This is a genomic window from Paenibacillus glucanolyticus, assembly GCF_037333485.1.
In the GTDB taxonomy this organism is placed as follows: domain Bacteria; phylum Bacillota; class Bacilli; order Paenibacillales; family Paenibacillaceae; genus Paenibacillus_AQ; species Paenibacillus_AQ glucanolyticus.
In genome coordinates, this window is record NZ_CP147845.1 from 4,114,833 (window position 1) to 4,128,199 (window position 13,367).

General features: G+C 43.9%; 10 protein-coding genes and 1 pseudogene. 2 read left to right on the top strand and 9 right to left on the bottom strand.

The genetic code is table 11. The features are described 5' to 3' along the window. Nucleotides 1-416: 416 nt before the first annotated feature. From WDY75_RS19260 to WDY75_RS19270, 3 genes are read right to left on the bottom strand one after another with little or no spacing between them, the layout of a single operon-like run. A complete protein-coding gene (locus WDY75_RS19260; protein WP_063479241.1) occupies nucleotides 417-1,004 on the bottom strand; it encodes a hypothetical protein in 588 nt (195 codons plus the stop codon). Beyond that, a complete protein-coding gene (locus WDY75_RS19265) occupies nucleotides 997-1,515 on the bottom strand; it encodes a hypothetical protein (RefSeq protein ID WP_063479240.1) in 519 nt (172 codons plus the stop codon). The genes WDY75_RS19260 and WDY75_RS19265 overlap by 8 nt, the downstream gene beginning before the upstream one ends. Then, nucleotides 1,475-2,665, bottom strand: coding sequence for a hypothetical protein (locus tag WDY75_RS19270; protein ID WP_063479239.1), 1,191 nt, complete (start codon nucleotides 2,663-2,665; stop codon nucleotides 1,475-1,477). The genes WDY75_RS19265 and WDY75_RS19270 overlap by 41 nt, the downstream gene beginning before the upstream one ends. Nucleotides 2,666-3,223: 558 nt before the next feature. On the opposite strand from WDY75_RS19270, the pseudogene WDY75_RS19275 reads away from it, so the two are divergent. Then, a pseudogene (locus WDY75_RS19275) lies at nucleotides 3,224-3,361 on the top strand (HesB/IscA family protein); the annotation flags it as partial. A 203-nt stretch (nucleotides 3,362-3,564) separates the two neighbouring features. Here the strand turns inward: WDY75_RS19275 and WDY75_RS19280 are convergent. The 6 genes from WDY75_RS19280 to iolC all read right to left on the bottom strand — a co-directional run bounded on the left by WDY75_RS19280 (nucleotide 3,565) and on the right by iolC (nucleotide 11,949). Beyond that, nucleotides 3,565-5,154: a solute:sodium symporter family transporter gene (locus WDY75_RS19280; protein WP_063479238.1), complete on the bottom strand. Its 1,590-nt coding sequence runs from the start codon at nucleotides 5,152-5,154 to the stop codon at nucleotides 3,565-3,567. 46 nt (nucleotides 5,155-5,200) lie between these two features. Further along, nucleotides 5,201-6,253, bottom strand: coding sequence for a Gfo/Idh/MocA family oxidoreductase (locus WDY75_RS19285; protein ID WP_063479791.1), 1,053 nt, complete (start codon nucleotides 6,251-6,253; stop codon nucleotides 5,201-5,203). A 148-nt stretch (nucleotides 6,254-6,401) separates the two neighbouring features. Further along, nucleotides 6,402-7,298, bottom strand: a complete 897-nt coding sequence (iolE, locus tag WDY75_RS19290) for a myo-inosose-2 dehydratase (protein ID WP_063479237.1) — start codon at nucleotides 7,296-7,298, stop codon at nucleotides 6,402-6,404. Between the two features lie 150 nt (nucleotides 7,299-7,448). Continuing rightward, entirely contained in the window at nucleotides 7,449-9,383 is a 1,935-nt protein-coding gene (iolD, locus tag WDY75_RS19295; protein ID WP_063479236.1) for a 3D-(3,5/4)-trihydroxycyclohexane-1,2-dione acylhydrolase (decyclizing), read from the bottom strand. Between the two features lie 42 nt (nucleotides 9,384-9,425). Beyond that, nucleotides 9,426-10,877: a CoA-acylating methylmalonate-semialdehyde dehydrogenase gene (locus WDY75_RS19300; protein ID WP_063479235.1), complete on the bottom strand. Its 1,452-nt coding sequence runs from the start codon at nucleotides 10,875-10,877 to the stop codon at nucleotides 9,426-9,428. Between the two features lie 73 nt (nucleotides 10,878-10,950). Further along, a complete protein-coding gene (gene iolC, locus WDY75_RS19305; RefSeq protein WP_063479234.1) occupies nucleotides 10,951-11,949 on the bottom strand; it encodes a 5-dehydro-2-deoxygluconokinase in 999 nt (332 codons plus the stop codon). Nucleotides 11,950-12,323: 374 nt separating this feature from the next. On the opposite strand from iolC, the gene iolG reads away from it, so the two are divergent. After that, a complete protein-coding gene (gene iolG / locus WDY75_RS19310) occupies nucleotides 12,324-13,343 on the top strand; it encodes an inositol 2-dehydrogenase (RefSeq protein ID WP_063479233.1) in 1,020 nt (339 codons plus the stop codon). Nucleotides 13,344-13,367 lie beyond the last annotated feature (24 nt).

Below are 13,367 nucleotides of genomic sequence, written 5' to 3' on the forward strand. Positions count from 1 at the left end.
GTTAATTATTAAAACATTAAGAGGAGGGAGTTTATTGATTTTTCCTTTCTAATTAAAAATGTTATAATACACAAACTTCAAAAATGGGCTCAGCCTTAGAGCTGCAAAAGTTTCAGCAATTTACCAGAAGTAGGCTCTCTCTTATCTTAGAATATTATTAACGTAGCCCCGATTTGCTCGTTCTGATTCCGTTCCGACGAATATCCCCTCCCACATTTCAGATAAGGTATATAATATAAATAAAATCATACTTCTTTCTGACAATTGTAAAAATAGCACAATAATATTCTATCTCTGAGATCGTTTAGAGGATATTAGGTTGAAATTACATATTAAATAATTAAATCCCCATAAAAGCTCTTATGGGGATTTAATTATTATTCTTATACATTCCTATTTAAATTACTACAAACTAGCTACCATAATTCTTTTGGAGACTTATAATTATTAGAAAGAGTGGCTTGATAATTTTCAATCACTATTAGCATTGATTCTAGGTCAGTAATTATACTTTCAAGAATAGGTTTCTGAACATTCTGTTCATCTTCTGCTAATTTTAACAGAGCTAATTTGTTGAATAATGATAGGAACTGTTTAATTTTATCTACTTCCAAAAGAAGTATGTTTTCGTTTCTTAATCTTTCAATAGCGTTAAAACTTAAGTGCTTTTTTAATTCTAAGTACTTAACATTACGCTCAAGGCATTTATTTAATAGTTTAATTATATATTCTATTTCATACTCGGCTAGCAAACATTGGGCTAGATTTTGTTTTATATTTTTCAATTCCTCACTTTGTCTGTTTGCCTTAATCTGTATATAACTTGCATAGAAAGCGATGTAACCTCCAATCATTGAAGTGCCTAAGGCTGTGAATATTGATAATATTGAATTTAATTTATTAAAATCCTTATCCCCAGATAATAAGGTGTAGGCACAAAAAGAAATACCCACTGAGAGAGCTAATATAATAAAAGCACTTGAATTAATTCTGTTCCTAAACATCTTGTATTAAGTCCCCCCACAGACCATATTCCATTAATCCTGCAACATCAGCGGTGAGTGGGGGAACCGTAGAGGGGATGTCAAAAATGTCTGGAATCTTAGCTTGAATTACTGGTCTTTCCAACAATTCAAAGTAGATTTCAATCCTCTCTGGATGACGAAGTGGATAAAAGCCATCGCAGTCATCATTACAGTAAATATATTCTCTTGGAATTTCCTCTAATGAATAGAAGGTCTGATAAGGTTGATGGCAATTTGGACAACTTACAATGTATCTTACTTTAAGTAGTGGGGTTGCTTCATATTTTCTGAATATTTTTTCATTACAACAAATTGAAAATAAATTTAATGCTATCTTTTCGTTAATAGAAGCTTGATAACTAAAGTCTAAAGGATTTAGATAATCAGTTGACATCTGAGGTTTTAGAGCAAGCCATTCGTCTAATTTTTCTACGGCTGTAAAAATTACCTTAGTCTCCTTGCGCAAGTGTTCTAATTTTGGAAAGTACATGGTCAAGTTCATCCTTATTTAAGATATAGTTAAAGAAATGAATTTCATAATATTCTTGCGTGCATTCAATTCTAGTATCAATAATTCGTTTTCCTTCACCAAACCAATTAATCCATATTTTATCAAAAGTCCGCACCTTATCTATGGTGTCTTTTGTATCATAATATAACTCTGATAATTCAATTGCCCTACCATTTTCTTTTGTAGAGGATTTTATTTTTCCTCCTGAGTTATCTGAAAAAACAAAACTTGAAACCCAACCTAGCTTCCCTTCCTCTTTCTTTTTTAATTCTTCAAAATTACTTTGAATTAGTGCCCGTTCTAAAAGCCGAGTCAATCTAAATTCTAAATCAAATTCCTCTTGATTGATATCAGGCAACTTGCTCGATAATGTTTTAGATATTGTTATGACATCATCTTTAATTGCTTCTACTTGCTTTCTCCACTTCTTCTCAGCTCTTTCAGTAAGTTTGATTCCAATGTTGTACATACTTCTCTTGAAATGTACGGACTTAATTAAATCCAATCCATTAAATATTTTTTTCATTGCGTCTTCTACAATATAAAAGTATGCATTCTGGTTGACTTTTATAAGCTTAGAACCATCTTTGTCAACTATTCCACCGCGTGGTCTTATTCTAACTGTAAATGTACTCTCCTCAAAGTTAATGGTAACAAAGGCAAAATCCGTCTCTCTTCTAATCACTCCATCATAGTTACAGGAAATAGTCCTAGCATAGGTTAAAGTGAGTTGGTCTTCATCACGCTTCAACTCACAGATTTGTAATCCGGTTGGAAAATGAACATCTGCAATGAAATTATTCTCTGGTAATGAGTATCCCTTAGTTATTATTAACCGCTGTACTTCCTCATAAGTTAATGATTTCATATAAGCAATTGAGTTCTTCTCAACGTCTTTTACAAACAATAATCGATGGTGCCCATATCTTATTTCAGAATCAATAAACTGCCCTAATTGCTCTTTACTAAGCGTTCCTTCATTTACAGCTTCGTTAATAGTATCAACCATTGCGGTTTTAGCTCCATAAGCCTTAAACTTTAATTCTTTTAAGAATCTGCTAAAAGCAATTTTAGATATATTTCGCACATGTTCTTCATGGAGAATGTACATACTTTCAACTTCTAACATAATTTTCACCCCTATGTAGTAACAAAACTATAGTTTTGTAGTTCGATTGTACCAGAATTCAACCGGGATTTTTATCCTTTTTTAGAAACAAATTTATTTAAATACTTGTTACTATATATTAAGCGATTATAATTTTGAAAAAAGGGATATTTACCCGTAGTCAAAGAATGAGGAGATGGAAATTTGTTATAAGTTAAAAAAAATCACATTATAGGTTTGGTGTAAAAATGAAATAGTAGAAAGGGGAATTTCATATGATGACGAATTAATAAAGTCAATGGGATTTATATCTTGAGAAACAATTAATATAAAAGTTGTTATAATGAATTTTAAAGTTACGAAATAAAGTTTATAGTAGTTTTGTTATGGTTCCAAAGTATACATAATTTTAAGAGTTATTTCTATGCATTAAACTATTCTCTTGCTCATCATCAACGAGTTGTATTAAATAGAATTAACGTTGTACTCAGTTCAGAAAGAGTGCAGTTAACTATTAATATAACAATTCACAGTATTTAAAAATCAACTCATGGAGAGTTTAAATCCTTGGTATACCTCGGTCTTGAAATTGATTTTGAAGAATCCGGAATGACCGGCGGTTTTACCATCGATAATCCGAATGCCAAGGCAACATGCGGCTGTGGCGCGAGCTTCAGAACCGCAACCTATAAAGGCAACCGGCAAAAATGTGATTAACATAACCCAAAACCCGTTTCTCTGTGATGAGAACGGGTTTTTGTGTTTTTTGGATATAGTGCTTTGAAACCACCTATTTCTCCACAAGCTTCGCGAATAGGCGCCGGTATCGATGCCTGATAAACAGGAACCCTCTCTGTTTTAATTATGAAGTAAGCGATTTCGCAAAATTCTGATGATATTACACCCGAAGCCAACTCATCTTATGCCGCGATTCCAAGCGGGGAGAACAATACATATACCGCGATCATCAAAACAATCATGACAACTGTAAATGCTCTCGCATGTTTCCACGGTGTCAGGTCTACCTTGCCTGAATTGTACAGCACGAATTCTTCTTCACGCGGCGCAAACTTACCCACAATTAGCATGACAAACACACATACAGGGAACAGCACACTTAGGATATACAAGAAGTTAATCTCACCTAAGAAGTACTTGGACAACGCATAAAGTACGATATGTACACACAATGCGATTTTGGGCGCCATCGCTGGCACTCGCTTCGTGAAGAACCCAACCACAACCGCCGCGATAATCGGCACATTATAGAATCCAAACATTTCTTGCAAGTAATAATATAAACCTGAGGGTGCAAATAAAATAAGCGGTGCTATCGCTACGGATACGAGGCCGAGTGCGATAGCAAATATACGACCAGCTTTGACCAATTGCTTCTCTGTTGCTTGAGGCTTGAACAACGGCTTATAGATATCGAGCGTAAACAACGTCAAAGAGCTGTTCAATGCTCCATTGAAGGAGCTTAAGATTGCTCCAAACAATACAGCGGCGAAGAATCCGGATAACAGTGTTGGCAATACTTCGATTACAAGAGAAGGATATGCCATATCCGCATTTGATAATGAGTTATTGAACAAGTGATACGCAATGATACCTGGAATCACAAGGTAGAAGGCCCCGAATATTTTGAACATGCCTGCATACAGAACGCCCTTTTGGCCTTCCTTCAAGTTCTTTGCGCCTAGTGTACGCTGTACAATCGCCTGATTTGTACACCAGTAGAACAAATTATTGAATAGCAGGCCGAAGAAAATCGTAACAAATGGAACAGGTGAACTGCTGTCACCGATGGAATTCAACTTCTCAGGCTCTTTTTGCAGCAAGGTATTGACGCCATCAACCAGGTCCCCACCGCCTAGTGCAACTAGACCAAGAATGGTAATTAATAATCCGCCTACGATGAGACCTACCCCATTCATCGTATCTGACAAGGCACAGGCCCGTAGACCACCGAGAACAACATAGAGGATACCGACAACACCGATCACCAATGAAACGACAAGCACCATTCCATAGTCACCAAAGCCAAAAATAGAGGATAAGCTAAAAATTGTATCTAACACAAGCGCGCCTGAATAAAGAACTGTCGGAAGATACGCCATCGCATAACCGAGCAAGAACAAGATCGAAATAATCTGTCGTGTACGCATATCGTAGCGCTGCTCCAAGAAGTCTGGAATCGTTGTGATGCCTGCTTTCAAATAACGAGGCAGGAAAACAAATGCCATGAATATCAGCGCGATTGGCGAAGTAACCTCCCACGCCATGACAACCATGGATGAGCCATAGCTCTGTCCATTCAATCCCACCATTTGCTCGGTGGATAAATTCGTCAGAAGTAGGGAGCCTGCAATAACGATCCCCGTCAAACTACGTCCGCCTAAAAAATAGCCATCTGAACTATTCAAATCCACTGATTTCGTCTTATGCCACGAGTACCACGCTATGAAGCACGTATATAGTAAAAAGGTAATGACTGTGATGTAAAGCATGCCTTATTCCCCTTCCGCTCATCGAGTAACTACTGTTCTCCGTCGTTTATTTACCAGTCGATACAACGGACTGCACAGCAACCAACTGGCCCGTCTCGAACGATAGCTTGCACGCATATCCTAGTATGGTCGACTGAATACCATCGGCTACCGTTACCTCCGACTTTCGAGCTTCACGGATACAGCGGATAAATTCAATCACTTCATCCACGTATGCAAACTCGAACCGCTCCAGGAATCCGCTTGTGCATTCCTGTACGATTCCGCGCTCATCCATAAGCACAACTTGATTTTTATCTGGATTTGTACCGATACGCAAAGAGCCATGCGTCCCGATAATTTCTGTCTCAATATGGTAACCATGGGCACAGTTCCTACTTGCCACGAATATCCCCATCTTCTTACTTCCGAACTGTACGAGAGCCGCTCCGGTTTCTGCATCCTGCAGCTGTTCAAATTCCGGATAACGATGGGAACCGCCAATCGCCCATACCGTTTCCGCTTCAGCGCCAAGATACCAGCGCGCTAGATCAAAATCGTGAATCGCCATGTCAAGAAATAATCCGCCGCTGTAGTTGCTCTTAGCGAACTTCAAGAAGGTAGGCATCGCCTGAGCAGGATCAAGCCCATAACAGCGGACAAGCACCGGCTCGCCAATCGCACCAGCATCAATCTGCCGCTTGGCATAAGCGTAAGAGCGGTCATAACGTCTCATGAATCCAAGCATGAACACTTGATCAGGATGACGCTGTACAGCTTCCCGCACACGCAGTGCTTCTTCGATACTCAGGCCCAGCGGCTTCTCGGAGAAGACGTGGAAGCCCGCTGCAAAGGCCTGCTCGATCTGCTTGCAGTGGAATCCTGATGGAGAGGCAATAAAGATCGCATCAAGCTCTGTATTTTGCAACATTTCCTCGTAATCCGTGTATCCATACGGAACGCTAAGTTCTCGCTGAGCAGCCACTACTTCCTCTTCCTTCACACTGCATACGGCAGTCAATGTACAGTGCGGTATCCGAAATGCCAAATTTTCAGCATGCTGTCTTCCTAATCGCCCTAAACCCACCAACCCTACCGATATACGTCTGTTGTCGTTCAATAACACGCTCCCACTCCTTATTCTCCGGATCACTTTTTCACTAAAACTCCGGTGATTTAATATCCACGCAGCTGTCGGCTCATTTCTTTCATACCCCTCGTTCCCAAATCCCTGATGGAACCCGCTTCGACGTTAGAAATTTCCCGGACTATATACCTGCTGTGTTCCGAATATAACCTCTCGCTTTTATCGCAAATTCCAACGGATTTGCTCTCGCCGGGTCCTGTTCTGCTTCGACTAGCAGCCATCCTTCATATGCAGCACCCGATAATTCCTCAAAGACAGGCATGAAGTCGATGCAGCCGTCTCCCGGAACTGTGAACACACCGGACTTCACGGCTTGTAAAAAGCTCATCTGCTCAGTACGAACTTGATGTGCTACGTCTGCCCGCACATCTTTCAAATGCACATGCTTAATACGGCTTATGTGACGCTTCAACACATCCAGGTGACTCTCTCCAGAGAACACGAGGTGACCGGTATCATACAGCAGGGATACAAGTGCCGGGTCCGTGTGCTCCATGAGTCGGTTGATCTCTTCTGTGGTCTGTACACCGGTACCCATGTGATGATGATAAACAAGGTGCATCCCTCTCTCCCATGCCCTTTTTCCAAGTCCGTGCAAACCCTCTGCCAGAAGGCTCCATTGCTCCTCGCTAAATACAGGCTTATTGGCAAACAACGGCGTCTCCATCTGACATTGAACGCTGTGCCCTTGCTCTGAAACGACGATGACCTTTGCACCCATCGCATGCAGGAAATCACGATGTTCGATGAACATTTTCTCTGTCTCCGCGTAGTCCCGAACGGTTAAATGCGCGCTAAACCACGCGCTTGCTACTTCCAGGTTTCTTAAGTGCAGCGCCTTTCTTAAAGCGCTTACATTTCTGGGGTACTTATTCCCAATCTCCGTTCCTGTGAACCCCGCCAATGCCATTTCACTAATACACTGCTCAAACGTATTTCCTGCGCCCAATTCAGGCATGTCATCATTAGTCCAACCTATAGGGGCAATTCCAAGCTTTACATTTCCTGCAGCAAACATATTCATTCCTCCCAGCTGAGTGATTTTCAATGAATCCCCATACGGGAAAAGCCGAAAGTGAAGGTGATCGCCAATTAACCCTGCTCCATTCTTAGCAGTAATCTACGACCACCTTGCCTTCTGCCATTATTCACCGATCCAATTATCGGTTTAGTAAGGCCTTGCCTGCTTCAAACGACCCTCTCGGTCCTCCGCAGCCTGCTTCATTCCAGCCTGATCTGAAACTTGAGCGACGCCCACGTTCCACCAAGCGCCATACCCGTCTGTCATAGTCTTTGGCAATACCTTAATGTCCAAAAGCGTTGATGTAGTCTGTCGTTTAGCCCACTCCATCGCCTCGGCAAGCTCGTTCATTGTACGTACGGTACGCGTTGCAACACCGTAACCCGAAGCGCTTTTGGCGTAATCGATCGACAGCAAATCTCCGTCAAGCTTGCCTGTGGCCGCGTTACGCGCCCTGAACTCTGTGCCAAAGCTCCCCATGCCATGACCCATCTGCAGGTTATTAATACACCCAAAGCCGATGTTATCGAATAGCAGCACATTCACTTTACGCTTTTCTTGCAAGCTTGTGATCAGTTCGGAATGCAGCATTAAATAGCTGCCATCCCCGCAAAATGCGTATACTTCACGTTCTGGTTCTGCCATTTTCACTCCCAGGGCTCCCGAGATTTCATAGCCCATGCAGGAATAACCATATTCCATATGATACGTGCTTGGTTTCTCCGACTTCCACATTCGCTGCAAATCTCCTGGCAGACTGCCAGATGCACCAACAACGACTGCCTCATCATCAAGTAGATCGTTTAATGCGCCAAGCACCTGAGTCTGAGTCAGATGACTGCTCAGCACCTGTGCATATTCCAGCATGGCCTCATTGAAATGACCTTCAATCTCTGGTTTGAAGCCGCTAGCGTTATAGTCGATCTGTGTCAGCCTATTCCACTCTGTCGTCCACGATTGCTTAGCAGCTTCAACCTCTGTAGTGTAGTTCGACTTGTAAGTGGCCTGCACCAGTCGATCGTAGAGAGCGAGAAGCGCAGTGCGGGCATCCGCTACGACACCTACCGCATCAAGTTTACCAGCATGAAATGGCGAGACATTAATCGTCAACACCGCTTGGTCAGGATGCCCGAACAACTCTTTCGAGCCTGTAGTGAAGTCGGTGAACCGTGTTCCGACACCGATAATAAGATCGGCTTCGCGTGCCAGCTTGTTAGCCGCCTCATTCCCCGTAACCCCGATCCCGCCTACATTCCACGAATGGGATGCAGGGATCACGCTTTTTCCAGCCTGTGTCTCGGCGATTGGAATGCGGAACGCTTCAGCGAAAGCCATTAAGGCCTCCCCGGCCTCGGAGTAGCGGACACCTCCGCCGCATACGAGGAGCGGCTTCCGTCTTTGACCGATCAGTTCCACAGCCGCATTGAGCGCGGCATCGCTCGAAGGGCGGCGTTCGATGCGATGCACTCTACGCTGGAAGAATGACAGCGGATAATCGTAAGATTCCCCCTGTACATCCTGTGGAAGTGCGATCGTAACGGCTCCGGTATCCGCAGGGTCCGTCAGCACGCGCATCGCTTGAATCAACGATGACATCAGCTGCTCCGGACGGGTTATACGATCCCAGAACTTGCTTACCGGCCGGAATGCATCGTTAGTTGAGATCGTAATATCATGCGTTTGCTCAATCTGCTGAAGTACCGGATCCGGCTGGCGGGAAGCGAAGGTGTCGCCCGGCAGTAGCAGCACCGGGACTTGATTCGCTGTAGCGGTCGCTGCAGCTGTTATCATGTTTGCTGCACCCGGCCCGACAGACGAGGTGCACGCACAGATTTGTCTGCGAGCTTTCTGCTTCGCAAAGGCAACAGCAGCATGTGCCATGCCTTGCTCATTCCGCCCTTGATACACTTCAAGCTCCCCAGGATCCTCCTCCAGCGCCTGACCTATACCGAGCACATTACCATGCCCGAATATCGTAAATACTCCTTTTATAAATTTCTCCTGACGCCCATCAAACTCAATATATTGTTGATTCAAAAACCGAATCAGCGCTTGTGCTGTCGTCAATCGAATCGTTGTCATCGTTAGACCAACCGCCTTTCGAACACCGCTGCAGGTGTGAGATTACCACCGAGTCGTTACCATCTTTTTGCGTGTATAGAACTCCACTCCATCCGTGCCGTTTGCATGCAGATCACCATAGAATGAATCCTTCCATCCAGAGAACGGGAAGAAAGCCATTGGGGCAGGAACGCCCACATTCACGCCAAGCATACCTGCATCGATATTTTCACGGAACTGGCGCATATAAGCGCCGCTGCTGGTAAAGAGACAAGCACCGTTGGCAAATCGGGACCCATTTGCCCATTCAATCGCTTCATCAAGGCTTTTCACCCGTACGATAGACAGCACCGGAGCAAATATTTCATCCTTCCATATCTTCATCTCCTGCGTCACTTCATCAAAAATCGTTGGGCCTAAAAAGTAACCTCTGCCAGATGTTTGAGCATCATTGCGACCGTCCCGTACTAGGCGGGCTCCTTCTTCAACGCCAGCCTCAATATAACGGAGTGTGCGCTCTTTATGTGCTTCACGAATTACCGGACCTAAAAATACGTCTTCCTCCATTCCGTTGCCAATGTTCATCTCATTGGACGCTGTTACAAGTCGGGATACGAGTTCATCTGCAACCTCTTCGTGTACAAGTACAACGGAGCAAGCCATACAGCGTTCGCCAGCAGACCCGAATGCTGCATTAATGATTTGGTTCGTTGTTACATCCAGATCCGCATCTTCCATCACGATGGAATGATTTTTCGCTCCAGTCAGTGCCTGAACACGCTTCAAGTTCGCCGTACCGCGTTTATACACATACTCCCCTACCGGCTGTGAGCCAACAAAAGAAATCGCTTTCACCAACTTATGATCCAAGAGCCCATTCACCACGTCGTGCGCACCATGCACAATATTCAAGACACCTTTTGGCAAACCTGCCTCACTGAACAGCTCGGCAAGGCGGATCGCCAACAAAGGCGTGCGTTCAGATGGCTTCAATACAAATGTGTTGCCGCAGGCAATTGCAAGCGGAAACATCCAGCAAGGCACCATCATCGGGAAGTTGAACGGAGTGATCCCACCGACAACGCCGATTGGATAGCGGTACATACCCGATTCAATGTTCGTTGCAATATCTGGAAGCTGTTTGCCCATCATCAACGTAGGCGCACCTGCGGCGAACTCCACGCACTCGATTCCGCGCTGAACTTCACCATGTGCTTCCTTGAAGTTCTTGCCGTTCTCGTGCGTAATCAGCTTCGCCAGTTCGTCCCAATGCTCTACCAAGAGCTGCTGAAATCGGAACAGAATTCGCGAACGTCGCGGAACAGGTGTGCGAGACCATGTCTTAAAGGCACAAGTAGCGGCTTGCACTGCCTCATTTACTTCTTCTGTTGTGGAGAGCGGTACATGTGCGATCACTTCTCCTGTCGCCGGGTTGTATACAGGTTCAATATGAGTGGATGAAGAGGATTTCCATTCTCCATCGATGAAGTTGCGGACCGTAATTTCTGCTGCCATGATTTTTTATTTCCCCTTTCGTGTTTGAAATGGACAAACTTATAAATGAATTCAAAAAGTCCCCCGTCATTCGTTACAGTTGAACCCGTTCTGTTGTCTCCATGAAGCTTCGCAGTTCTTCTGCTGTTGGCATCGCTTCTGAACAACTGTGCCGCGAAATAACAATTGCAGCTGATGCACTCCCATAGTCCATCGCCGTAGCCACGTCGTGTCCTTGCATCAAAGCATAAATCATAGCTGAAGCGTAGGAGTCGCCGGCTCCGAACGTCTTAAGGACTTTTGTTTTGAAAATACCGCCCTTGAACGACTGCCCATCCTTCGTATAAGCAATCGATCCCGATCCGCCATGCTTGATAATAACAACCTGTGCATGATGCTCAAACCAAGTCTGAGCAGTTAGATTATCATCGGACTGCTGACCATCAAACGCCTCCATCATATCGAACTCCTCACGTGTTCCGATAATGAAGTCGCAATACTGCGCCGCGATCTTATAATAAACCGCTGTTTCGGATGCATCCTTCCACGTGTATGGACGGTAGTCCAAGTCGAAAAATACGAATACGCCGTGCTTACGGGCATAGGATAAAGCGACAAATACTGCTTCACGAGATGGGCTTGCCGCTAATGCAGTCCCAGAGATTAGCAATGTTTTCGCCTTCCTGATGTAATCTTCGGATACTTCCTCAGGACGCAGCAGAAGGTCTGCGACATGGTCACGGTACATCAAAATGCTGCAATTTTCAGGGCTTTTAATCTCTGTAAATGCTAACCCTGTCACAGCCCCTGTATGATCAACGGCTAACTGGGTCGTATCAATTCCCTGCTCCTCTAAATATTGCTTGATGAATCTTCCCATTTGATCATCCGAGATTTTGCCGATGAACCCGCTCTTCAGCCCGAGTCGTGCTACACCGATGGCGATGTTTGCCGGAGATCCCCCTACATATTTTGTAAATGTGCGTGTCTGTTCCATCGGACGATTGATTTCATTTGCATTTAAATCAATGCAGAGTCGGCCAAGCGAGATCATATCAAGCTGTCGCTCCCGTGAAAATTGAATCTTACTCATTTCAATCCACACCTCCCATTAGTCAAATACCGTATGTGCTGCTTCTCAGCTACATTCTTTTGTCACGTGTTGCATCGTACTGTGTTGCTCAGCACGCAAATCCTAAATTAAAGTTAAGCGCTTACCTTATGGCTCATTATAATCACATAATCCCGCCAATGTAAACGCTTTTTTAAGCTGTTCTAAAGTTCTTTATTTCACATTCGTTTTTTTGTTTCCTTTATAAAATAAAGGCTATAGAACAAGCTTATAAAGCTTTTTCGTTGGAATTCCAAATTCATATCTTGAAAAAGAAAACGCTGTCAGATATGATGAGATTATGAGTTAAGCGCTTTCCTTAAAATCAATCTATGTCAGAGAAAGCAGGAGATATTATGTTTCAAGTAGGTATCATAGGTGCTGGACGAATCGGTAAACTACACGCTGAACATATTCAACGCACATCGATGGCACGCGTCCGTTCCGTATCTGATGTCGATATTCAAAATTTGGATTCTTGGGCAACGAGCCTTCATATCCCGGTAGTAACTGACAACTATCAAGATTTGTTACAAGATCCCGAGATTGGTGCCGTATTCATATGCTCTCCAACGAGTACGCATTCGACGATCATTCAGGAAGCAGCACAAGCGGGCAAACATATATTTTGCGAAAAACCTGTAAGTTTCTCGGTAGAAACTACGGAACTTGCACTGCAGGCTGTGCGCGAAGCTAATGTAATGCTGCAAGTTGGCTTCAATCGTCGCTTCGACCATAACTTCAAGAAAGTTCGCGATACCGTGCAAGGCGGTGTCATTGGGCAACCGCAGGTATTGCGTATTACATCACGTGATCCTGAGCCGCCTTCAGCTGAATATGTAGCCAAATCAGGTGGCCTGTTCATGGACATGATGATTCACGATTTCGATATGGCACGGTATGTCATGCAGAGCGAGGTTGTGGAGGTATATGCACAAGGGGCCAATTTGATTGATCCGAAGATTAGCGAGATGAACGATATTGATACAGCCGTCGTCTTGCTTACTTTTGCAAACGGAGCGATCGGCATTATCGAAAACAGCCGCAAAGCTGTTTACGGCTACGATCAGCGTATTGAGGCATTCGGCTCCAAGGGCTCCATTGCTACGGAAAATGATCGTCCTTCAACCGCAGTCATTTCCACGAGTGACGGCGTTATGATGGATAAGCCGCTCTATTTCTTCCTGGAGCGCTATGCACAGGCGTATGTACAGGAGATCGAAGATTTCTTTCGTTCAATTCAAGGAGAGTTCCCTATCGTATGCAATGGAAATGACGGTTTGCAGGCTGAACGACTTGCGCGAGCAGCGAAGGAATCCCTTGTTGCAGGTCGTCCGATCAAGCTTAATCATATGAATGTGTTAGAAGCAATGTAAATCGAATATTTAAAATTTAACGCG

Coding starts and splice junctions, on each gene's coding strand:
- WDY75_RS19260 (WP_063479241.1), bottom strand. CDS start 1,004: ATGTTTAGGAACAGAATTAATTCAAGTGCTTTTATTATATTAGCTCTC.
- WDY75_RS19265 (WP_063479240.1), bottom strand. CDS start 1,515: ATGTACTTTCCAAAATTAGAACACTTGCGCAAGGAGACTAAGGTAATT.
- WDY75_RS19270 (WP_063479239.1), bottom strand. CDS start 2,665: ATGTTAGAAGTTGAAAGTATGTACATTCTCCATGAAGAACATGTGCGA.
- WDY75_RS19280 (WP_063479238.1), bottom strand. CDS start 5,154: ATGCTTTACATCACAGTCATTACCTTTTTACTATATACGTGCTTCATA.
- iolE (WP_063479237.1), bottom strand. CDS start 7,298: ATGTTTGCTGCAGGAAATGTAAAGCTTGGAATTGCCCCTATAGGTTGG.
- iolD (WP_063479236.1), bottom strand. CDS start 9,383: ATGACAACGATTCGATTGACGACAGCACAAGCGCTGATTCGGTTTTTG.
- WDY75_RS19300 (WP_063479235.1), bottom strand. CDS start 10,877: ATGGCAGCAGAAATTACGGTCCGCAACTTCATCGATGGAGAATGGAAA.
- iolC (WP_063479234.1), bottom strand. CDS start 11,949: ATGAGTAAGATTCAATTTTCACGGGAGCGACAGCTTGATATGATCTCG.
- iolG (WP_063479233.1), top strand. CDS start 12,324: ATGTTTCAAGTAGGTATCATAGGTGCTGGACGAATCGGTAAACTACAC.